Here is a 22379-nt window from a genome sequence, read left to right as displayed (position 1 = left end):
TGTGGGTCCGGTAATGTTGGATGTTGAGGGGTATGAGCTGGATGCGGAAGAGCGCGACATTCTGGCGCATCCCCTGGTGGGCGGTTTGATTCTCTTTACCCGCAACTATCATGACCCGCTGCAGTTGCGTGAGCTGGTGCGCCAGATCCGCAGCGCTTCGCGCAACCATCTTGTTATTGCGGTAGACCAGGAGGGCGGTCGCGTTCAGCGTTTTCGCGACGGGTTTACCCGCCTGCCAGCCGCTCAGTCTTTTGCCGAACTGCTGGGGATGGAAGAGGGCGGTAAACTGGCGCAGGAAGCGGGCTGGCTGATGGCGAGCGAAATGATCGCCATGGATATCGACATCAGCTTTGCGCCGGTGCTTGACGTCGGCCATATCAGCGCGGCGATTGGCGAACGTTCCTACCATGCCGATCCGCAAAAGGCGCTGACGATGGCCCGTTATTTCATTGACGGGATGCATGGCGCGGGTATGAAAACCACGGGTAAACATTTCCCGGGGCATGGCGCGGTAACCGCAGACTCCCATAAAGAGACGCCGCACGACTCGCGCCCGGAAGCGGAGATTCGGGCGAAAGATATGTCGGTTTTTCGCAGCCTGATTACGGAAAACCGGCTGGATGCCATTATGCCCGCGCACGTGATTTATACGGACGTTGACTCTCGACCGGCCAGCGGCTCTGCGCACTGGTTAAAAACGGTGCTGCGCGGCGAGTTAGGTTTTGACGGCGTGATTTTTTCCGACGATCTGTCGATGGAGGGCGCGGCAATCATGGGAAGCTATGCGGAGCGCGGCCAGGCGTCGCTGGATGCAGGTTGCGATATGATCCTCGTCTGCAATAATCGTAATGGTGCCGTCAGCGTGCTGGATAACCTGTCGCCGATCAAAGCAGAACGTGTTACGAAATTGTATCATAAAGGTTCATTTACGCGTCAGGCGTTGCGGGACTCCTCCCGCTGGAAAAGCGTTAGCGCGCAGTTGAACGAACTCCACGAGCGTTGGCAGGCGCACAAAGCCGCTCTTTAAACCCTCCCGCATCGGGATTGGCAGTGTTGTGAGGTTTTGATGATCATTTATTTGCACGGTTTCGACTCAAACAGCCCGGGAAATCACGAGAAGGTGCTGCAACTGCAGTTTATCGATCCCGATGTCCGGCTCATCAGCTACAGTACGCTTCATCCGAAGCACGATATGCAGCACCTCCTCAAAGAGGTCGATAAAATGCTGCAACTGACCGACGACGAAAGACCGCTAATTTGCGGCGTCGGACTGGGCGGCTACTGGGCTGAGCGCATCGGTTTCTTATGCGATGTCCGCCAGGTGATGTTTAACCCGAATCTGTTCCCTTATGAGAACATGGATGGGAAAATCGATCGCCCGGAAGAGTATGCAGATATCGCCACCAAATGCGTCAGCAACTTCCGTGAGAAAAACCGCGATCGCTGCCTGGCGATTTTGTCCCGCAAGGATGAAACCCTGAACAGCCAGCGTTCGGCTGAGCTGCTGCATCACTACTATGAGATTATCTGGGACGAAGTGCAGACCCATAAATTCAAGAATATCTCGCCGCACCTGCAGCGCATCAAAGCGTTTAAAACCTTAGGCTAATCCCCCTCCTTGTCACCCGGCGGCGTCATGCCGCCCGGGGCGTTTTTTGACTTTTCCTACTACCATTGCTCAAAATTAAAGCAGCAAAACTTGACCCATGTCAATTTTGGTATGACCAATGCACCGAACGTGGTATTCTCCCTGCCGATGAAGGGTTTCGTGTCAGTAACTTGTTGTTAACTAAAGGCTATTTGAATAACTTTTAATTAACAATTGGTTAATATTTTGAGGGGGTCACGTTGACTACGCCATTGAAAAAGATTGTGATTGTGGGTGGTGGTGCTGGCGGGCTGGAACTGGCTACTCAGTTGGGTAGAAAGCTGGGCCGCGGTAAAAAAGCGAAAGTGACGCTGGTGGATCGTAACCACAGTCATCTGTGGAAGCCGCTGCTGCATGAAGTGGCGACCGGTTCGCTGGATGAGGGCGTTGACGCGCTGAGCTACCTGGCGCATGCCCGTAACCACGGATTCCAGTTCCAGCTGGGCTCGGTGGTGGATATCAACCGTGAAGCCAAAACGATAACCCTGGCCGAGCTGCGCGACGAGAAGGGCGAGCTGCTGGTGCCTGAGCGCAAGCTGCCGTACGACACGCTGGTGATGGCGCTGGGCAGTACCTCCAACGACTTCAATACCCCGGGCGTTAAAGAGAACTGTATTTTCCTTGATAACCCGCACCAGGCACGCCGTTTCCATCAGGAAATGCTGAACCTGTTCCTCAAGCATTCCAGCAACCTTGGGATGAACGGGAAGGTGAATATCGCGATAGTCGGCGGCGGCGCGACGGGCGTTGAGCTCTCCGCAGAGCTGCATAACGCGGTGAAACAGCTGCACAGCTACGGCTATAAAGGGCTGACCAACGATGCCCTGAACGTGACGCTGGTCGAGGCGGGCGAACGCATTCTGCCTGCGCTGCCGCCGCGCATTTCCGGCGCCGCGCACAGTGAACTGACCAAAATGGGCGTACGCGTCCTGACCCAGACCATGGTGACCAGCGCGGATGAAGGCGGCCTGCATACCAAAGACGGCGAGTACATCAAGGCGGATCTGATGGTGTGGGCGGCAGGGATTAAAGCGCCGGACTTCATGAAAGACATCGGTGGGCTGGAAACCAACCGCATCAACCAGCTGGTGGTCGAGCCGACGCTGCAGACGACCCGCGACGCCGATATCTACGCTATCGGCGACTGCGCCTCCTGCGCGCGTCCGGAAGGGGGCTTTGTGCCGCCACGCGCTCAGGCCGCTCACCAGATGGCGACCACCGCGTTGAATAACATTCTGGCGCAGACCAAAGGCAAACCGCTGAAGGCCTACGCCTATAAGGATCACGGCTCTCTGGTCTCGCTGTCGAACTACTCCACCGTCGGCAGCCTGATGGGCAACCTGATGCGCGGCTCAATGATGGTTGAAGGGCGTATTGCGCGCTTTGTATACATCTCGCTCTACCGTATGCATCAGATTGCGTTGCACGGCTACTTTAAAACGGGCCTGATGATGCTGGTCGGCAGCATTAACCGTGTGATCCGTCCTCGTCTGAAGCTGCACTGATCTTCCCCGGCCCGGCAGTTGCCGGGCCTTTTTCAGATAATTCTGCTAAATATGCGCCTGTCATGGTTCGGATTCCTCCGAATCAGCGCATATTGCAGCACGTTCCCGCATTTTTCATCCCCATTCTGATTTGCAGAATCCCTGTTCCAGTTGCAGAATTGTTACCAACAGCAACAAAGGAGGAAACCCCGTGAATAAATCGATGTTGGCGGGTATAGGGATTGGCGTAGCTGCTGCGCTGGGTGTGGCGGCGGTGGCCAGTCTGAACGCGTTCGAACGTGGCCCGCAATATGCGCAAGTCGTGTCAGCAACACCTATTAAAGAAACCGTGAAGTCGCCGCGTCAGGAGTGCCGCAATGTCGCCGTGACGCATCGCCGTCCGGTACAGGATGAGAATCGTATCGCTGGTTCGGTCCTCGGCGCGGTAGCCGGTGGGGTGATTGGCCACCAGTTTGGCGGTGGTCGCGGTCGTGATGTCGCAACCGTCGTCGGCGCGCTGGGCGGCGGCTATGCCGGTAATCAGATCCAGGGCTCAATGCAGGATAACGATACCTACACCACCACGCAGCAGCGCTGCAAAACCGTGTATGACAAGTCGGAAAAAATGCTCGGTTACGACGTGACCTATAAAATCGGCGATCAGCAGGGGAAAATCCGCATGGATAAAGACCCCGGCAACCAGATCCCACTGGACAGCAATGGTCAGCTGATTCTGAATAACAAAGTATAAAACAGCAGTTATCTGCATATTAGCCCCTCATTCGCTCAGGCTGAGGGGCTTTTTTTCTTACAAGGTTTGTGCGGGCGCCTCGCCGTGGCGGGTAACATCGACCGGCATGCCTGAACGCGCCGCCATCACTTTTTCCATCACCATGCCGTCCGTCTGTGGCGCCTCTTTGAACGCCTGCATATCGGCGTTGAGTACGACAGGCAGACGCTGCGGGTCGTCGTTCAACTGCTGAGACAGCGGCTGATGAACCTCGACAAGGTGGACGCCGCCCGGTTCGATCGAGGCCTTGATCGGCGTATTGATGATGTTCACTTTGGTGCCTGGCGAAACCTGTTTAAACAGGGTCTCGATATCACCGTCACGCAGGCGAATGCAGCCGGAGCTGACGCGCATACCGATGCCGAAATCCGCATTGGTCCCGTGCAGCAGATAGACGCCGCCATAGGCCGCCAGACGAATTGCATGATGGCCCATTGGGTTATCCGGCCCGGCAGGCACCACCGCAGGCAGCTCGACGCCGTTGGCCTTATAGCGGGCGCGGATGTTGGCCGTCGGCGTCCAGGTGGGGTTGGCGCGCTTATCGGAAACGGTTGTTACCATGGTTGGGGTCAGCGTATCGCCGCCGAGTTGGCCAATCCCGATGGGGTATACCGTGACGCTGTTTTGCCCCGGCGGGTAGTAGTAGAGGCGCAGCTCCGCCAGGTTAATGACGATGCCTTCGCGCGGCACGTCCGGCAGCAGCGTTTGCAGCGGAATGGTCAGGACGCTGCCCGCACGCGGAACGTAAGGGTCAACACCGGGGTTCGCCTGTAGCAGCGCCAGGAAGCCGACGTTGTATTTCTTGGCGATTTCTTCCAGCGAGCCGCCGTTATCTTCAACCACATGAAAACGGTTTTCACCCACCAGACGACTACCAGCGGGAGGAAGAGGCCAGGTATTGGCGCGCGCTGGCAGTGCCAGCGCAACCGTTGCGGCAAGCGCAAGCAGCGCCAGCCAGCGAGAAAAACGCGTCATTGTTATCATCACCGAAATCCATCACCGTGAGTGTTTCTATATATATCAATAAACGGCCATTATGACGTCGCGCCACGTCGGGATACTTCGATGAATTGCAAAGAGTTTGTAAATCTGGCCCCGGCGGACACGTAACCGCCGGGGCAGGGTGCATCAGGCGATGGCGTTCTCTTCCAACTGCTGCATGAAGTTGCGCACCCAGTCCATCCGGGTCTTCCGCTCGCCAAGCTCCTGGAAGAATTTGAGCCGTGTCGGCCCGTCGAGACGGAAGTGCTGAGGCTGTTTTTGCAGCAGGCCGATGAGCCATGTCGGGTTGACATGATTTTTCTCACCAAACTCAATGACACCGCCTTTTTCATTCCCTTCGAGCTTGCGGATCCCCAACTTCTGCGCCTGCTGGCGAAGGCGGGCGATATCCAGCAGGTTGCGGGCGGCATCCGGCAGCAGGCCAAAGCGGTCAATGAGTTCGACTTTGATCTCGTCCAGCTCTTGTTCGCGCTTCGCGCTGGCGATGCGTTTGTAGAACGACAGACGGGTGTTGACGTCCGGAATGAAGTCGTCCGGCAGCAGCGACGGCATCCGTAGCTCTACTTCGGTTTGCTGGCTGGTGAGATCTTCGAGCGACGGTTCGCGCCCGGCCTTGAGGGCGTCGACGGCGTTTTCCAGCAGCTCCATATACAGCGAAAAGCCGACAGTCTCCATCTGGCCGCTCTGATCCTCGCCAAGCAGTTCGCCCGCGCCACGGATCTCCAGGTCGTGGGTGGCCAGCGCGAAGCCCGCGCCGAGATCTTCAAGCGAGGCGATGGCTTCAAGACGTTTTTGCGCATCGGTGGTCATCGCTTTCGGGTGCGGCGTCAGCAGCCAGGCATAGGCCTGGTGGTGAGAGCGCCCCACGCGTCCGCGCAACTGGTGCAACTGCGCCAGGCCGAAGTGATCCGCCCGCTCGATGATAATGGTATTGGCGGTCGGGATATCGATACCAGTTTCGATAATGGTGGTGCACACCAGCACGTTAAAACGCTGGTGGTGGAAATCGTTCATCACTCGTTCCAGCTCGCGCTCGCGCATCTGCCCGTGGCCGATGGCGATCCGCGCTTCCGGCACCAGCTCTGCCAGCCGATCCGCCGCTTTCTGGATATTTTCGACGTCGTTGTACAGATAATAGACCTGACCGCCGCGGAGAATTTCACGCAGCATCGCCTCGCGCACCACCAGGCTGTCGTATTCGCGTACGAAGGTTTTTACCGCCAGTCGACGCGCCGGTGGTGTGGCGATAATCGACAGATCGCGCATACCGCTCATCGCCATATTCAGGGTACGCGGGATAGGCGTGGCGGTCAGTGTCAGAATATCGACGTCGGCGCGCATCGCCTTGATGCGCTCTTTGTGGCGCACGCCGAAGCGGTGTTCTTCATCGACGATAAGCAGACCTAAATCTTTCCACTTCACGTCGCTTTGCAGCAGCTTATGGGTGCCGATAAGAATATCGATTTTGCCAACGCTTGCCTGCTCAAGAATCTGCGAGTGCTCTTTGGCGCTGCGAAAGCGCGACAGCATCTCAATGCGTACCGGCCAGTTGGCGAAACGGTCGCGGAAGTTGTCGTAATGCTGCTGGGCGAGCAGGGTAGTCGGTACCAGCACCGCCACCTGCTTGTTGTTTTCCGCTGCGAGGAAGGCGGCGCGCATGGCGACTTCGGTTTTGCCGAAGCCGACGTCGCCGCACACCAGTCGGTCCATGGCCAGCGGCTGGCACATATCGCTCAGTACGGCGTTAATGGCCTGCGCCTGATCCGGCGTTGTTTCAAACGGGAAGCTATCGCAGAACAACTGATACTGTTCACGATCGTGTTTAAAGGCATAGCCCTCTTTGGCGGCGCGTTGGGCATAAATATCCAGCAGCTCGGCCGCCACGTCGCGAACCTTCTCAGCCGCTTTCTGCCGCGCGCGGGCCCAGGCGTCACCGCCGAGTTTGTGCAGCGGCGCATTCTCTTCAGCGCCGCCCGCGTAGCGGCTTATCAGGTGCAGCGACGAGACTGGCACGTACAGTTTCGCATCGCTGGCGTAGGTCAGCATCAGGTACTCGCCTTTGATGCCACCCGCTTCAAGCGTGGTCATTCCGGCATAACGCCCGACGCCGTGCTCAAGGTGCACCACCGGCTGGCCCGGGTGCAGTTCCGCCAGGTTGCGGATAAGTGTATCCGGGTTGATTGTCCGGCGGGTATCCTGGCGACGGCGGGCGACGCGTTCGCCCAGCAGATCGCTTTCACAAATCAGCGCCCGGTTGCGCAGGGTATCTATATAGCCATGCTCTGCGGCACCGATCATCAGATAGCGGCCGTTACCGCTGGCGTCATCGAGACGCTGGAGGCGCTTTGGCGCGAGCTTAATGCGGGACAGCAGCTCGCCCAGCGATTCGCGGCGACCTTCGCTTTCGACGGAGAACACCACCGGGCCGTCAAATGATTCAAGGAAACGACGCAGGCTGTCGAGCGGCGCTTTCTGCTGCGCCTGCACGGCCACGTCCGGCAGCGTCCGGTAGCCCAGATTCACGTTAGCTGCCTTGTCGCTCAGCTGTTCAGTTTTGAGCTGCACGCGCGGCCAGTGTTTCAGTTCGCCTAATAGCTCATCGCGCTTAAGCCACAGCTGCTCCGGCGGCAGCAGCGGACGCATTGGATCCACGCCGCGGCTTTCAAAACGCGCGCGGGTGTCCGCCTGGAAGCGTTCCGCGCTGGCCTCGGTATCGCCGGTGGTGACAATCAGCGTATTCGCCGGGAAATAGCTGAACAAGGCTGGCAGCGGTTCGCTGAAAAACAGCGGCTGCCAGTATTCGATGCCGGTCGGCAGGGTGCCTTTACTGACCTGCTGATAGATGTGTTCGGCATCGCGTTTGACGTCAAACTTGTCGCGCCATGCGCTGCGGAACAGCTCAATGGCGGTTTTGTCGGTCGGAAATTCGTGGGCTGGCAGCAGGTTGATGGCGTCGACTTCCTCCAGCGTTCGCTGGGTGTCGGCATCAAACAGGCGCAGGCTGTCGATTTCGTCGTCGAAGAAATCCAGGCGGTAGGGCTGCTCGCTGCCCATCGGGAAGAGGTCCAGCAGCGCGCCGCGGGTGGCGTATTCGCCATGCTCCATCACCTGGTCGACGTGACGATACCCGGCGCTGTCGAGCTGGGCGCGCAGCGCGTCCCGGGACAGTTGCTGGCCTTTTTTCATCACCAACGCATGACCGTGCAGGTAGCTGTGCGGGCAGACCCGCTGCATCAGCGTATTGACTGGGACAATCAGCACGCCGCGCTGCATTGCGGGCAACTGATAGAGCGTCGACAGGCGCGAGGAGATAATTTCCTGATGTGGGGAGAAGCTGTCGTACGGGAGCGTTTCCCAGTCCGCAAGGTTCATCACCATCTGGTCGGTAAACTGCCCTACCTCATCAAGCAGGCGCAGGGCATTTTGCATATCTGGCGTCACCAGCACCACCGGGCCACGGTGGCGTTCGACGATTTCCGCCACTTCCGTTGCGCAGGCGGCGCCGGTCAGTTCGCCGAGCAGGCGCTGTTCGCCGGGTTTGGTCGGTAGGGCATAACGAACTTGTTCAGGCATAGTCGACGCACGTTCTCCAGAAAGCCGTGATTTCACGGTAATAATATAAATTTGCTGTACTTATTATCCGTGATGGCGGCGGGAGTGCAACCGCTGAAAATGCACCGGGCGTTTGCGTCAGATTTTCTGCCGCCTCTGCTGGCTGAGCTTGCGGTACTGCTGCGGCGACATACCGACGAATTTGCCGAACGTGCTGTAAAAACGGCTGCTGGAACGGAACCCGGCGGTCATTGCCACGTCGATGATCGTTTTATCGGTATCGCTCAGCAGCGCCCGGACGTGGTTGATGCGCATCGTGGTAATGTACTGTTTTAACGTCAATTGCATGACGCGCTGAAAAATACCCATCGCGTAGTTGGCGTTGAGTTTCACGTGGTCGGCCACATCGTTGATGGTTAACGCCTGATCGTAGTTATCGGCAATAAATCCCAGCATCTGGCTGACGTAAAACTGGGCGTGGCGCGAGACGCTGTTTTTGTGGGTGCGCGAGGTTTTATTGAGCAGAACAGGTTGCCAGCCGGAAAGGCTAAAACGCTTGAGCATCAGGCAGATTTCATCGATCGCCAACTGGCGGATTTGCTCGTTCGGGCTGCTGATTTCCTGCTGCCAGCGCAGCACTTCAAAGGTACTCAACTGCTGGGTGGCCAGGGATTTTATCACCATGCCGTGGGTGACGTGGTTGACCAGTTCCCGGTCCAGCGGCCAGGAAAGGAACAGGTGCATCGGCAGGTTGAATATCGCCATCTGTTTGCAGCTGCCGGGACGGGTCAACTGATGCGGTGTACAGGCCCAGAACAGCGTGATATGGCCCTGTTTTATCTGCACGACCTCGTTGTTAATCAGGTACTCCACGTCGCCGTCGAACGGCACGTTAACCTCGACCTGGCCGTGCCAGTGGCTGGATGGCATCGCGTGCGGCGGGCGTAGCTCAACGTCGAGACGCTGATATTCAGAATAGAGCGACAGCGGGCTGCGGGTCTGTTTTTCGTCGCCGTTGCACATATGGGGGTCGGGAGGGAGATAGAATATCGGCTCGCTGCTCATGGTGGCTCCATTTCCTGAATTATCAGAATCATGGCACAGCGGCGGATTTTAAACCGGGAAGTTGGCCGCAAAATCCTCCGCTTGTGGCTAAGCGTAGACGGTAAAAGAGGCCAGATACTCTACTTTTTCGCTTATTTATTCCCAAAAGCTCAGATCTTTCTCTGTTCAGTAAGCAGATCTGAGTTTATGGGAATCCTCATCATGGAAGGCGGAGGTTTTCCCCCGCGTCGCGTGCCACCATGACCTTGTTCAATACTGTTCTGGAGAGTCATGATGACAGCACCAAAAATTACGTTTATCGGCGCCGGTTCCACGATTTTTGTGAAAAATATCCTCGGCGACGTTTTTCACCGCGAGGCGCTGAAATCCGCGCATATCGCGCTGATGGATATCGACGAAACGCGGCTTGAAGAGTCGAATAGTGTGGTTCGCAAGCTGATGGATTCCGCTGGCGCCTCTGGCTACATTACCTGCCATACCGACCAGCGGACGGCGCTACAGGGCGCCGACTTTGTGGTGGTCGCCTTCCAGATTGGCGGCTATGAGCCATGTACCGTCACCGATTTTGAGGTCTGTAAGCGACACGGCCTGGAACAGACCATCGCCGATACGCTCGGCCCCGGCGGCATTATGCGTGCGCTGCGCACCATCCCGCATCTGTGGCGGATTTGCGAGGATATGACCGAGCTGTGCCCGAACGCGACGATGCTCAACTACGTCAACCCGATGGCGATGAATACCTGGGCGATGTACGCCCGCTATCCGCATATTAAGCAGGTAGGCCTATGCCATTCGGTGCAGGGGACGGCGGCAGAGCTGGCGCGCGATCTCGACCTTGACCCGGCGTTGCTGCGCTACCGTTGCGCCGGGATTAACCATATGGCGTTTTATCTCGAGTTGGAGCGCAAAACCGCCGACGGCAGCTATGTGAATCTGTACCCGGAACTGCTGGCGGCATTCGATGCAGGCCAGGCGCCGAAGCCGAATACTCACGGTAATACGCGCTGCCAGAACATCGTGCGTTATGAAATGTTCAAAAAGCTGGGCTATTTCGTTACCGAGTCGTCCGAGCATTTCGCCGAGTACACGCCGTGGTTTATCAAGCCGGGACGCGAAGATCTGATTGAACGCTACAAAGTGCCGCTGGATGAGTACCCGAAACGCTGCGTTGAACAGTTGGCGAACTGGCATAAAGAGCTGGAGGAGTACAAGGTCGACGAGCGTATCGACATTAAACCGTCTAAAGAGTACGCCAGCACCATTATGAACGCCATCTGGACCGGCGAACCCAGCGTGATTTACGGCAACGTGCGCAACGACGGCCTGATTGACAACCTGCCGCAGGGAAGCTGCGTGGAAGTGGCCTGTCTGGTCGACGCCAACGGCATTCAACCGACTAAAGTCGGGGCGATTCCGGCCCATCTGGCGGCGATGATGCAGACTAACATCAACGTACAGACGTTGCTGACCGAGGCGATTCTCACCGAAAACCGCGATCGCGTTTATCACGCGGCGATGATGGACCCGCATACTGCCGCCGTACTGGGCATCGAGGAGATCTATGCGCTGGTGGATGACCTGATCGCCGCCCACGGCGACTGGCTGCCAGCCTGGCTACACCGCTAATATGATACTGCGCCGGGCAATGTATCCGGCGCGTTACCTCTTATTACTCTACAGAAGGCGGGCGCTGGTAACAGCGACCGGGTACCCTATGAGCATATCTCTGACAACAAAACTAAGTTACGGATTCGGTGCGTTTGGTAAGGATTTCGCCATCGGCATCGTTTACATGTACCTGATGTATTACTACACCGATGTGGTGGGGCTGTCGGTTGGCCTCGTTGGTACGCTCTTTCTGGTCGCGCGCATCTGGGATGCGATCAACGACCCGATCATGGGATGGATAGTCAACGCTACCCGCTCCCGGTGGGGAAAATTTAAACCGTGGATCCTCATCGGCACGCTCGCCAATTCGCTGATTTTGTTTTTGCTGTTCAGCGCCCATCTGTTTGAAGGCACTGCGCAGGTGGTGTTTGTCTGCGTCACATACATTCTGTGGGGCATGACCTACACCATTATGGATATCCCGTTCTGGTCGCTGGTGCCGACCATTACCCTCGATAAACGCGAACGCGAACAGCTGGTGCCGTATCCGCGCTTCTTCGCCAGCCTGTCAGGATTCGTGACGGCGGGGATCACGCTACCGTTTGTCGAGTCTGTCGGCGGCGGGGATCGCGGCTTTGGCTTTCAGATGTTTACGTTGGTGCTGATCGCCTTCTTTATCGCATCGACCATTGTTACGCTACGAAAAGTTCATGAGGTCTTTTCCTCTGACAGCGATGACGCCTCGCGCCTGACCCTGAAATCAATAGTCGCCCTGATCTACAAAAACGACCAGCTTTCCTGCCTGCTCGGGATGGCGCTGGCTTACAATATCGCCTCGAACATTATTACCGGCTTCGCAATCTACTATTTTACCTACGTGATTGGCGATGCGGCGCTGTTCCCGTATTACCTCTCTTATGCCGGGGCGGCGAATTTACTGACGCTGGTCTTTTTCCCTCGTCTGGTGAATATCCTGTCGCGGCGTATTTTGTGGGCTGGCGCTTCGATTCTGCCGGTTTTAAGCTGCGCGGGGCTGTTTGCGATGGCGTTAGCGGGTTATCACAACGCGCCTCTGATTGTGCTGGCGGGGGTGTTCTTAAACGTCGGCACGGCGTTGTTCTGGGTGTTGCAGGTCATTATGGTGGCGGATACCGTCGATTACGGCGAATTTAAGCTCAATGTCCGCTGTGAAAGTATTGCCTACTCTGTTCAGACCATGGTGGTGAAAGGCGGCTCGGCGTTTGCGGCGTTTTTTATCGCCGTCGTGCTCGGGATTATTGGCTATACCCCAAACGTGGCGCAGTCCGCGCAAACCGTTCAGGGCATGCAGTTCATCATGGTCGTGCTGCCGGTGCTGTTTTTCATCGTCACGCTGGTGCTGTATTTCCGCTTCTACCGCCTGAACGACGACACGTTACGTAAGATACAGACTCACCTGCTGGATAAGTATCGCAAAGCGCCGCAGCCTGCTTTTTCGCCGGAAAATCCCGCCATCCCGCTCGGGGCGGAGGGTAGCGTGAAGGCGTAATTTCGTGGATGGCTTATCCGGCCTGCCTGTAGGCCGGATAAGCGTTAGCGCCATCCGGCATCAGACTGCGGGGAGCGCGCCATAACGTCGCAACTGACGACAATGCGGACGCGCCAGCGCAATCACCGTGGTTAACGCCCCCAGCAATGCACAAAACATATCCGATTGCGTATCCCACGGGTCACCCTGGGTGCCGAGGAAATCATCCGCGCCTTGCCCCATCGCCAGCGCGGCCCACCACTCGATTAGCTCATAGGTGGCGCTGATCGCCAGCGCCACGCAGCACACCAGAAATGCCAGCATTTTGCGGCCCTGCACGATGCCCCCGCGCAGCAGAATTTCACGCGCCGCCAGCGCCGGAACCAGTCCCTGGAAGAAGTGGCCCAGCTTGTCATACGGGTTGCGGCTCAGGTTTAACCATTCCTGCACGTCAAAGCCAATGGGTACTTTAGCGTAGGTATACTGACCGCCGACCATCAGGATAATGGCGTGGCAGAAAATCAGCGCATAAAGCAGCGGGGTCAGCGGATAGCGTTGCGTAGTGAAAAGCAGCAGCGGGACGAGGATGATCACCGGGGTGACCTCCATCAGCCAGGTCACTTTTTCAGCGGCGCTCACGCCGGTGTATACCAGAAACAGGGCCAGCAGCAGGGCGCCAGCGCGTAATATCAGGGGGTTAACGGTGCGATTCATTATAAATTCGTGAAGCGTTGAGGAAAACATCACTATTAACCGCCGCGACAAAAATTTCAACATTCGCGCCGCCTCGCAGCGAATTGTCAGGCTTGCGCTTACGGTTCAGTCATTTACCCATCCCCCTTTCGCTTATATACTCGTGCTTCTGCTATCAGCAACCAGACGGATTACATGTACCAACCTGTCGCACTATTCATTGGTCTGCGCTATATGCGTGGGCGCGCAGCCGACCGCTTCGGTCGCTTTGTCTCCTGGCTGTCGACTATCGGCATTACGCTTGGCGTGATGGCGCTGGTGACCGTACTGTCGGTCATGAACGGCTTTGAACGCGAGCTGCAAAACAATATCCTGGGGCTGATGCCGCAGGCCATCATCAGTTCAGAGCAGGGCTCGATTAACCCGCAGCAGTTACCCGCCAGCGCGCTTAAGTTGCAGGGCGTAGATCGCGTCGCGCCGCTGACCACTGGCGATGTGGTGCTGCAAAGCGCACGCAGCGTGGCGGTTGGCGTCATGCTGGGGATTGACCCGACGAAAAACGATCCGCTGACGCCGTACCTGGTCAACGTTAAGCAAACCGACCTCGACGCCGGGCAGTACAATGTGATCCTCGGCGAGCAGCTTGCCGGACAGCTTGGCGTTAATCGCGGCGATCAGATCCGCGTCATGGTGCCGTCGGCAAGCCAGTTCACGCCGATGGGCCGTATTCCGAGCCAGCGCCTTTTCAACGTCATCGGTACGTTTGCCGCCAACAGCGAAGTGGATGGCTACCAGATGCTGGTCAATATCCAGGACGCCTCGCGCCTGATGCGCTACCCGGCAGGCAACATCACCGGCTGGCGTTTGTGGCTGGACAAACCGCTGCAGGTGGATACCCTGAGCCAGCAGACGCTGCCGCAGGGCACCCAATGGCAGGACTGGCGCGAGCGTAAGGGCGAGCTGTTCCAGGCTGTCCGTATGGAAAAAAATATGATGGGGCTGCTGCTGAGCCTGATCGTCGCCGTGGCCGCTTTTAACATCATCACCTCGCTGGGGCTGATGGTGATGGAGAAGCAGGGCGAAGTCGCCATATTGCAGACTCAGGGGCTGACCCCGCGCCAGATCATGGCGGTCTTTATGGTGCAGGGCGCCAGCGCGGGCGTGATTGGCGCGCTGCTGGGTGCCGCACTTGGCGTACTGCTGGCGAGCCAACTGAATAACCTGATGCCGATCCTCGGCGCCTTTATTGATGGCGGCGCGCTGCCGGTGGCTATCGAGCCGCTGCAGGTGATCGTTATCGCGCTGGTGGCGATGCTGCTGGCGCTGCTTTCTACGCTTTATCCTTCATGGCGCGCTGCCGCCACCCAACCCGCTGAGGCTTTACGTTATGAATAAGATCCTGTTGCAATGCGACAACCTGTGCAAACGCTATCAGGAAGGCAACGTGCAGACCGACGTTCTGCACAACGTCAGTTTCAGCATTGATGAAGGCGAGATGATGGCGATTGTCGGCAGCTCCGGTTCCGGCAAGAGTACGCTGCTGCATCTGCTGGGGGGGCTGGATACGCCGACCTCCGGCGACGTTATTTTTAGCGGTACCGCGCTGAGTTCGATGTCGCTGGGCGCGAAAGCCGAATTACGTAATCGCGAGCTGGGGTTTATCTATCAGTTCCACCACCTGCTGCCGGATTTTACCGCAGAGGAAAACGTGGCGATGCCGTTGCTGATCGGCAAAAAGAAACCCAGTGAAATTCAGGCACGCGCCCGGGCGATGCTTAACGCGGTTGGGCTGGATCACCGCCGCAGCCATCGCCCGTCAGAGCTGTCCGGCGGCGAGCGTCAGCGCGTCGCGATTGCCCGCGCGCTGGTGAATAACCCGCGTCTGGTGCTGGCCGATGAGCCGACCGGCAACCTCGACGCCCGCAATGCCGATAGCATTTTCCAACTGCTGGGCGAGCTGAATTCGCAGCAGGGCACTGCGTTTTTGGTCGTAACCCATGACCTGCAACTGGCGAAACGTATGAACCGCCAGTTGGAGATGCGCGATGGTCATCTGAGCGCTGATATGACCCTGATGGGGGCTGATTGATGGCTTCTCCGTTATCTTTGCTGATCGGTCTGCGTTTTAGCCGTGGGCGGCGACGTGGCGGCATGGTGTCGCTGATTTCTGTGATCTCGACTGTAGGGATCGCGCTCGGCGTCGCGGTGCTGATCGTCGGTCTTAGCGCGATGAACGGCTTCGAACGCGAGCTGAATAACCGTATTCTGGCGGTGGTGCCGCACGGGGAGATTGAGCCGGTCAATCAGCCGTGGAATAACTGGCGCGATGCGCTGGCGAAGGTGCAGAAGGTGAAAGGCATTGCCGCCGCCGCGCCGTACATCAATTTTACCGGGCTGATTGAGAGCGGCAGCAACCTGCGCGCAATTCAGGTCAAGGGCGTTGATCCGGTGGAGGAGATGCAGCTCAGCGCGCTGCCGAAATACGTGCAGAACAACGCCTGGGCCGATTTTAAAGCTGGCAGGCAGCAAATCATTCTGGGTAAAGGCGTTGCCGACGCGCTGAAGGTTAAACAGGGCGACTGGGTCTCTATCATGATTCCGAACTCTGACGCAGAGCATCAGCTACTGCAGCCGAAACGCGTGCGCCTGCATGTCGCCGGAATTTTACAGCTCAGCGGCCAGCTCGATCACAGCTTCGCGATGATCCCGATGGCGGACGCTCAGCAGTATCTGGACATGGGAAGCAGCGTGACCGGTATCGCCATCAAAGTGAACGACGTGTTTAACGCCAATAAGCTGGTCCGCGATGCCGGAGAGGTGACCAACAGCTACGTCTATATCAAAAGCTGGATTGGCACTTATGGTTATATGTATCGTGATATCCAGATGATTCGCGCCATTATGTATCTGGCGATGGTGCTGGTGATAGGCGTAGCCTGTTTCAATATTGTTTCTACGCTGGTGATGGCGGTGAAAGACAAGAGCGGCGATATCGCGGTGCTGCGTACTCTGGGGGCGAAAGATGGCCTCATCCGCGCGATATTTGTCTGGTACGGGTTGCTGGCCGGGCTGTTCGGCAGCCTGTGCGGCGTTGTGATTGGCGTTATCTGCGCGCTGCAGTTAACCCCGATTATCAAAGGTATTGAGCACCTGATTGGTCATCAGTTCCTGTCGGGTGATATCTATTTTATTGACTTCCTGCCGTCTGAACTGCACTGGCTGGATGTTATTTATGTGCTGGTCACAGCACTGGTGTTGAGCCTGCTGGCAAGCTGGTATCCTGCCCGCCGCGCCAGCCGTATCGACCCCGCAAGGGTGCTGAGCGGCCAGTAATTTATCGTCACGGCTGAGTGCCAGCCGGTAAAGAGGAATTACTGTTATGTACTACGGATTTGATATTGGCGGCAGCAAAATTGCCCTGGGCGTGTTTGATGGGCAACGGCGTTTACAGTGGGAAAAACGTATTCCCACGCCGCGCGACAGCTACGAATCGTTCCTGCAGGCCGTCGTGGGCCTTGTCGGCGAAGCGGATGAACGCTTCGGCGTGCAGGGGAGCGTCGGCATTGGTATTCCGGGGATGCCGGAAACCGCCGACGGCACGCTGTATGCCGCCAATGTTCCTGCCGCCAGCGGCAAACCGCTGCGCGCCGACCTCAGCGCCCGTCTCGGGCGCGATGTCCGCCTGGATAACGATGCCAACTGCTTTGCGCTGTCGGAAGCCTGGGATGACGAGTTCACCCGCTATCCGCTGGTGATGGGGCTGATTCTGGGCACGGGCGTCGGCGGCGGTATCGTGCTGAAGGGAAAATCGATTACCGGTCATAGCTATATTACCGGCGAGTTTGGCCATATTCGCCTGCCGGTCGATGCGCTGGAGGTGGTGGGACGTGATTTTCCGCTGACCCGCTGCGGCTGCGGACAGTTGGGCTGTATTGAGAACTACCTGTCTGGCCGCGGTTTCGCCTGGTTGTATGAACACTATTACCAGCAGTCCCTGTCATCGCCGGAGATAGTCGCGCTCTGGGAGCAGGGCGATGCGAAGGCCCGGGAGCACGTTGAACGCTATCTTGATTTACTTGCCGTGTGCCTGGGTAATATCCTGACCATTGTCGATCCGGATTTAGTGGTGATCGGCGGCGGTTTGTCTAATTTTAGTGCAATAACCGACGGGCTGTCGGGACGGCTGCCGCGCCATCTGTTATCCGTCGCGCGCGTTCCTCGTATTGAGCGAGCGCGTCATGGCGATGCCGGAGGAATGCGCGGCGCTGCGTTCCTTCACCTTACTGACTAATAAAGGGGCTAATATGCTGTCGCGCCGCCAACATCGACTCAGTCGTTTTCGCCGTAATAAACGTCGGCTGCGTGAACGTCTTCGCCAGCGGATTTTTTTCAGAGACCGGGTGCCGGAGACGCTCGATAAGCCCAGAGTCGTCGTGCTGACAGGGGCCGGGATCTCGGCCGAATCCGGGATCCGTACCTTCCGCGCGGCGGATGGCCTGTGGGAAGAGCATCTGGTAGAGGATGTGGCAACGCCGGAGGGCTTTGCCCGCGATCCGGCGCTGGTGCAGGCCTTCTATAACGAGCGCCGTCGCCAGCTCCAGCGACCGGAGATCGCGCCTAACCCTGCGCATCAGGCGCTGGCGCGGCTAGAAGCGGCGCTGGGTGACCATTTCCTGCTGGTGACGCAAAACATTGATAACCTGCATGAGCGGGCCGGTAATCAGCGCATCATTCACATGCACGGCGAGTTGCTGAAGGTGCGCTGCTCCTGGAGCGGGCAAGTGCTGGAATGGACGGGGGATGTCACGACGGATGACCGCTGCCACTGCTGTCAGTTCCCTGCGCCGCTGCGCCCGCACGTGGTCTGGTTTGGCGAAATGCCGCTGGGCATGGACGACATCTACAGCGCGCTGGCGATGGCCGATATTTTTATCGCTATCGGCACCTCGGGCCATGTTTATCCCGCCGCCGGGTTTGTTCATGAAGCCAGGCTGCACGGCGCGCATACGGTGGAGCTGAACCTGGAGCCAAGCCAGGTCGGCAGTGAATTTGAAGAGAAGCACTACGGTCTGGCCAGTGAAGTGGTGCCAGCCTTTGTCGATAAGCTCCTGCAGGAGCTGTAATAGAAAAGCGGAGCCTGGTGGCTCCGCTTTTGTCTGTTACCGTCCGGCTTTCAACTTCTGGTAATAGTCTTCATAGATGCGACTGGCATCACCGACGTCGTTTTGCCACTCGCCGTGCTTGATGGTGTCGGCATCCGGATACAGCGATTTATCGTTGGCGATTTTCGGGTCAAGCAGCTTGCGCGCCGCCAGGTTTGGCGTCGGGTAGCCGATGGTTTCCGCCACCTGTTTCGCGACATCCGGGCGCAACAGGAAGTTAATCAGCTTCAGGGCGCCGTCGACGTTCTTCGCATTCGCCGGGATAGCCAGGCTGTCCATCCAGAAAATCCCGCCTTCCTCCGGCCACACGACCGCCAGCGGCGTTCCGGCCTGACGGGCCACAAACGCCGAGCCGTTCCACACCATGCCGAGGTTAACTTCCCCTTCCATATACGGGTTAGCCGGGTTATCCGAGTTGAACGCCGCAACGTTAGGCATCAGCTTTTGCAGTTCTTTATACGCCGCTTCAATCTCTTTCGGGTCGGTGGTGTTGCCTGAATAACCCAGCTTACGTAGCGCCATCTGGAACACTTCACGCGCGTCGTCGGTCAGCAGCAGGCTGCCTTTGTACTCCGGTTTCCACAGGTCGGCCCAGCGGGTCACGCTTTTTGGGTCGATGGCGTCGCTGTTCACGCCGATGGCCGTCGCGCCCCAGATATACGGAATGGAGTAGTCGTTATTCGGGTCAAACGGCTTATTGAGCATCTCCGGGTCGAGATTGCTGAAGTTGCTGAGTTTGCTCTTGTCTATTTTTTGAATCATCCCCTCTTTGCGCATTTTATCGACAAAGTAGGTGGACGGCACCACCAGATCGTAGGCGCCTTCTTTGTAGGTTTTGAGCTTGGCGTACATGGTTTCATTCGACTCATAGGTCGAGTAGATCACTTTGATACCGGTCTCTTTGGTGAACTGTTCCAGCAGTCCGGGCGGCACATACTCTGTCCAGTTGTAGAAGTAGAGCGTTTTGCTGTCATCGGCGTGTGCCGCGCTCATACCGAGCACCAGCGCCGCAGCGGCAAGCATTTTTTTCATTTCGATGTCCCCTGAGATTTCGTTTTATCACGAGCAACAAGTTGGCTGACAATCACCATAACCAGCGACAGCACCAGCAGAATGGTCGCCAGCGCGTTCACCTCAGGCGAAACGCCGACCTTGACCATAGAGTAAATTTTCAGCGGCAGGATTTCATAACCAGGGCCGGTGACGAAAGAGGAAACCACCACATCATCCATCGACAGGGTAAAGCTCAGCAGCCACCCGGCGGCCACCGCTGGCATTGCCAGCGGCAGAATGATTTTACGCAGAATGGTTATCTCGCTGGCGCCCAGATCTTTTGCCGCTTCCAGCATTCGCACGTCGAACCCTTTCAGGCGGGAATAGACCGTCACCACCACAAACGGCAGGCAGAAGGTAATATGCGAAAATAGCAGTGACCAGAAGCCGAGCTGAACGCCAAGCAGCATAAACAGCACCAGCAGGGAGATAGCCATCACGATATCCGGCGACATCATGACCACAAACAGCATCCCGCTGACGAACGGCTTACCGCGAAAGCGGTAACGATAGAGCGCCACGGCGGTGAGTGAGCCGATCAGGGTGGCGAACGTCGCGGAAAATATGGCCATCGTCAGCGAATGCTGCGCTGCCTGCAGCAGGCTATCGTTGTTCATCAGCAGGCTGTACCAGTGGGTGGTAAACCCCTGCCAGTTGATGCCGAACCGCGAGCTGTTAAAGGAGTTAACGATCAAAATAATGATTGGGATGTACAGGTACGCGTAAATGGCGGTCATAAAACCGCCGCGAAGCAGTCGACCGATCATTCGAGTTCCACCTTTTTATTCAGCAATCGCGAGGCGCGCCAGTACACCAGCAGCATCAGGCCCATGACCACGGTCAGGGTGATGCTGGTCGCCGCGCCAAACGGCCAGTCGCGAATATTGAGGAACTGGCTTTTAATCACGTTGCCGATGAGCAGGTTCTTGGCGCCGCCCATCAGGTCCGAGACGTAGAACAACCCCATTGCCGGTAACATCACCAGCAGACAGCCCGCGACAATCCCTGGCATCGTCAGCGGAATGATAATGCGCGTAAAGGTCTGGAACTTACTGGCGCCCAGGTCTTTGGCGGCCTCCAGCAGCGGTTTATCCAGCTTCTCAATGCTGGAGTAGAGCGGCATCACCATAAACGGCAGCAGGATGTACACCAGGCCGACAATCACCGCGCCGGGCGTGAACATGATGCGAATTGGCGTATCAATCACGCCAAGCCACAGCAGAAACGCATTCAGGTATCCCTTGGTGCTGAGAAAAATCTTCAGCCCGTAGATGCGGATAAGCGAGTTGGTCCAGAAGGGGACTATCAGCAGAAACAGCAGCAGCGGTCGCACCTTTTGCGGCAGCCTTGCCAGAAACCAGGCGAAAGGATAGCCGAGCGCCAGGCAGGCGAACGTTGCCACTAGCGCCATATTGAGTGAGTGCAGCAGCACTTCAAAATAGAGCGGATCGAGCAGGCGCGTGTAGTTTTCCAGCGTGAAAACCAGCGTAACGAAGCTCGCGTCATCGCGGGTCAGGAAGCTGGTGGCGATGATCATCAGGTTGGGCAAAAAAACGAACAACACAAGCCAACCGACGATCGTGGCGATCACCACATTCTGGAATTTACTTGTGTTCTTCATCAGCCAGCACAACCTCCCAGCTTTCTACCCAGTTGATGACCATTTTCTGATTGAGGGAGTGGTCGAAGTCAGGGTCATCTTCGTTGAAGAACTCGCTGACCATCACCATCTTGCCGTTTTCCAGCTCAACGACTGACTCAAGGGTCATCCCTTTATAGTTGCGCTCGCGGATATAGCCGATGAGGCCTTCCGCGTCGGCGCTGTCGTGGATCTCGTCGACGCGCAGATCTTCCGGGCGCAGCAGCACATTGAGCCGCTGGCCTTTTTCGACCGCAAAGTTTACGTAGATATTGCACTCGCGGCCTTCGACGTTAGCGCGCACGCGTTGGTCGTCCAGGCGTTCGATGACCGTGGCGCTGAAGATGTTAATCTCGCCGATGAAGCTTGCGACAAACAGGTTTTTCGGCTCTTCGTAAATCTCGCGCGGTGTGCCGTCCTGCTCGATTTTGCCGTCGCGCATGACCACAATGCGGTCCGACATCGTCAGCGCTTCTTCCTGGTCGTGGGTGACGAAGACGAAGGTAATGCCAAGCTTACGCTGCAGCGCTTTCAGCTCGTTTTGCATCTGCTTTCGCAGTTTGTAGTCGAGCGCTGACAGCGACTCATCCAGCAGCAGCAGGCGCGGTTTGTTGACCACGGCGCGGGCGATGGCCACACGCTGCTGCTGACCGCCGGAAAGCTGGTGCGGTTTTCGCTGGGCGAAGGCTTCCAGCTGTACCATTTTCAGGGCGTCGGTGACGCGCGGCGTGATGTCGGCGGCGGGCGTTTTTTGCATCCGCAGGCCAAAAGCGACGTTCTCGAACACCGTCATGTGCGGAAACAGGGCGTAGCTTTGAAAAACGGTATTCACGTGACGGTGTTCAGCGGGGACATCGGTAATGTCCTGCTCTTCGAGATGAATGCGTCCCGTATCGGCATTATCAAGCCCGGCGATAAGGCGCAAAACGGTTGTTTTACCGCAGCCAGAAGGGCCAAGCAGCGTGAGGAATTCGCCGTTCTTGATGGTCAGATTGAGATCGGAAATCACCGTTTTACCATCAAAGCCTTTACGAATCCCCGCCAGTTGCACCAGCGGTGAAAGCGAACGCGGTTGTGTATTCAATTTATTACTCTGTCCCATGTAGACGCAACGGATGGCTGCCGTTACGGGGTTTGTGTTTAACCACCTTTTGGGTTTGGCACATATTAAGGGCA

At 57.3% G+C, this 22379-nt stretch carries 19 protein-coding genes; 11 read left to right on the top strand and 8 right to left on the bottom strand.

What is annotated here, in order from left to right:
• Window position 1: 1 nt before the first annotated feature.
• The 4 genes from nagZ (at window position 2) to JO226_RS05855 (ending at window position 3883) form a co-directional block, all read left to right on the top strand.
• A complete protein-coding gene (gene nagZ / locus JO226_RS05870) occupies window positions 2-1027 on the top strand; it encodes a beta-N-acetylhexosaminidase (RefSeq protein WP_293534629.1) in 1026 nt (341 codons plus the stop codon).
• Window positions 1028-1066: 39 nt separating this feature from the next.
• Entirely contained in the window at window positions 1067-1609 is a 543-nt protein-coding gene (gene ycfP / locus JO226_RS05865) for an alpha/beta hydrolase YcfP (protein WP_293494721.1), read from the top strand.
• A gap of 239 nt (window positions 1610-1848) precedes the next feature.
• Window positions 1849-3153, top strand: a complete 1305-nt coding sequence (locus JO226_RS05860) for an NAD(P)/FAD-dependent oxidoreductase (RefSeq protein ID WP_293494718.1) — start codon at window positions 1849-1851, stop codon at window positions 3151-3153.
• 190 nt (window positions 3154-3343) lie between these two features.
• On the top strand, window positions 3344-3883 hold the full coding sequence (locus tag JO226_RS05855) for a glycine zipper 2TM domain-containing protein (RefSeq protein WP_293494715.1): 540 nt from the start codon (window positions 3344-3346) through the stop codon (window positions 3881-3883).
• Window positions 3884-3940: 57 nt separating this feature from the next.
• Here JO226_RS05855 and JO226_RS05850 read toward each other — a convergent pair whose 3' ends face one another.
• From JO226_RS05850 to melR, 3 genes are all read right to left on the bottom strand, one after another.
• The gene (locus tag JO226_RS05850) at window positions 3941-4906 is read right to left on the bottom strand and encodes a L,D-transpeptidase family protein (RefSeq protein WP_293494712.1); all 966 of its coding nucleotides are present in this window, start codon (window positions 4904-4906) and stop codon (window positions 3941-3943) included.
• A gap of 144 nt (window positions 4907-5050) precedes the next feature.
• Window positions 5051-8497, bottom strand: a complete 3447-nt coding sequence (mfd, locus tag JO226_RS05845; protein ID WP_293494709.1) for a transcription-repair coupling factor — start codon at window positions 8495-8497, stop codon at window positions 5051-5053.
• Between the two features lie 117 nt (window positions 8498-8614).
• Window positions 8615-9541 (bottom strand): transcriptional regulator MelR, encoded by a 927-nt coding sequence (gene melR / locus JO226_RS05840; protein WP_293494706.1) that lies wholly within the window; start codon window positions 9539-9541, stop codon window positions 8615-8617.
• Between the two features lie 270 nt (window positions 9542-9811).
• Here melR and JO226_RS05835 point away from each other — a divergent pair, with 270 nt between their 5' ends.
• Entirely contained in the window at window positions 9812-11167 is a 1356-nt protein-coding gene (locus JO226_RS05835) for an alpha-glucosidase/alpha-galactosidase (protein ID WP_293494703.1), read from the top strand.
• A gap of 88 nt (window positions 11168-11255) precedes the next feature.
• Window positions 11256-12677, top strand: a complete 1422-nt coding sequence (gene melB / locus JO226_RS05830) for a melibiose:sodium transporter MelB (protein WP_293494700.1) — start codon at window positions 11256-11258, stop codon at window positions 12675-12677.
• Window positions 12678-12737: 60 nt separating this feature from the next.
• Here the strand turns inward: melB and JO226_RS05825 are convergent, their stop codons facing one another.
• Window positions 12738-13370 (bottom strand): DUF2238 domain-containing protein, encoded by a 633-nt coding sequence (locus JO226_RS05825; RefSeq protein WP_293494697.1) that lies wholly within the window; start codon window positions 13368-13370, stop codon window positions 12738-12740.
• Window positions 13371-13544: 174 nt separating this feature from the next.
• Between JO226_RS05825 and lolC the strand changes: the two genes are divergently transcribed.
• From lolC to cobB, 5 genes are read left to right on the top strand one after another with little or no spacing between them, the layout of a single operon-like run.
• Window positions 13545-14744, top strand: a complete 1200-nt coding sequence (gene lolC, locus JO226_RS05820; protein ID WP_293494694.1) for a lipoprotein-releasing ABC transporter permease subunit LolC — start codon at window positions 13545-13547, stop codon at window positions 14742-14744.
• Entirely contained in the window at window positions 14737-15438 is a 702-nt protein-coding gene (lolD, locus tag JO226_RS05815; protein ID WP_293494691.1) for a lipoprotein-releasing ABC transporter ATP-binding protein LolD, read from the top strand. The genes lolC and lolD overlap by 8 nt, the downstream gene beginning before the upstream one ends.
• Entirely contained in the window at window positions 15438-16682 is a 1245-nt protein-coding gene (gene lolE / locus JO226_RS05810) for a lipoprotein-releasing ABC transporter permease subunit LolE (protein WP_293494688.1), read from the top strand. The genes lolD and lolE overlap by 1 nt, the downstream gene beginning before the upstream one ends.
• Before the next feature lie 46 nt (window positions 16683-16728).
• On the top strand, window positions 16729-17640 hold the full coding sequence (gene nagK / locus JO226_RS05805; RefSeq protein ID WP_293494686.1) for an N-acetylglucosamine kinase: 912 nt from the start codon (window positions 16729-16731) through the stop codon (window positions 17638-17640).
• Window positions 17641-17653: 13 nt separating this feature from the next.
• Window positions 17654-18472 carry a Sir2 family NAD+-dependent deacetylase gene (cobB, locus tag JO226_RS05800; RefSeq protein WP_293494683.1) on the top strand — a complete coding sequence of 273 codons (819 nt, stop codon included), beginning with the start codon at window positions 17654-17656 and terminating at the stop codon, window positions 18470-18472.
• A 36-nt stretch (window positions 18473-18508) separates the two neighbouring features.
• Here the strand turns inward: cobB and potD are convergent, their stop codons facing one another.
• The 4 genes from potD to potA are packed head-to-tail and all read right to left on the bottom strand — an operon-like array spanning window position 18509 to window position 22305.
• Complete coding sequence (gene potD, locus JO226_RS05795) at window positions 18509-19543, bottom strand: spermidine/putrescine ABC transporter substrate-binding protein PotD (RefSeq protein ID WP_293494680.1); 1035 nt, start codon at window positions 19541-19543, stop codon at window positions 18509-18511.
• Window positions 19540-20331 carry a spermidine/putrescine ABC transporter permease PotC gene (potC, locus tag JO226_RS05790; RefSeq protein WP_293494677.1) on the bottom strand — a complete coding sequence of 264 codons (792 nt, stop codon included), beginning with the start codon at window positions 20329-20331 and terminating at the stop codon, window positions 19540-19542. Before potC ends, potD begins: the two co-directional genes overlap by 4 nt.
• A complete protein-coding gene (gene potB / locus JO226_RS05785) occupies window positions 20328-21185 on the bottom strand; it encodes a spermidine/putrescine ABC transporter permease PotB (protein ID WP_293494674.1) in 858 nt (285 codons plus the stop codon). The genes potC and potB overlap by 4 nt, the downstream gene beginning before the upstream one ends.
• Window positions 21169-22305, bottom strand: coding sequence for a spermidine/putrescine ABC transporter ATP-binding protein PotA (gene potA, locus JO226_RS05780; RefSeq protein ID WP_293494671.1), 1137 nt, complete (start codon window positions 22303-22305; stop codon window positions 21169-21171). Before potA ends, potB begins: the two co-directional genes overlap by 17 nt.
• Window positions 22306-22379: the final 74 nt, after the last annotated feature.

Source organism: Pluralibacter sp., from assembly GCF_019237635.1.
Classification (GTDB): Bacteria; Pseudomonadota; Gammaproteobacteria; order Enterobacterales; family Enterobacteriaceae; genus Enterobacter_B.
Note: the sequence above shows the minus strand (reverse complement) of the source record. Positions and strands in the feature narration are given on the sequence as shown.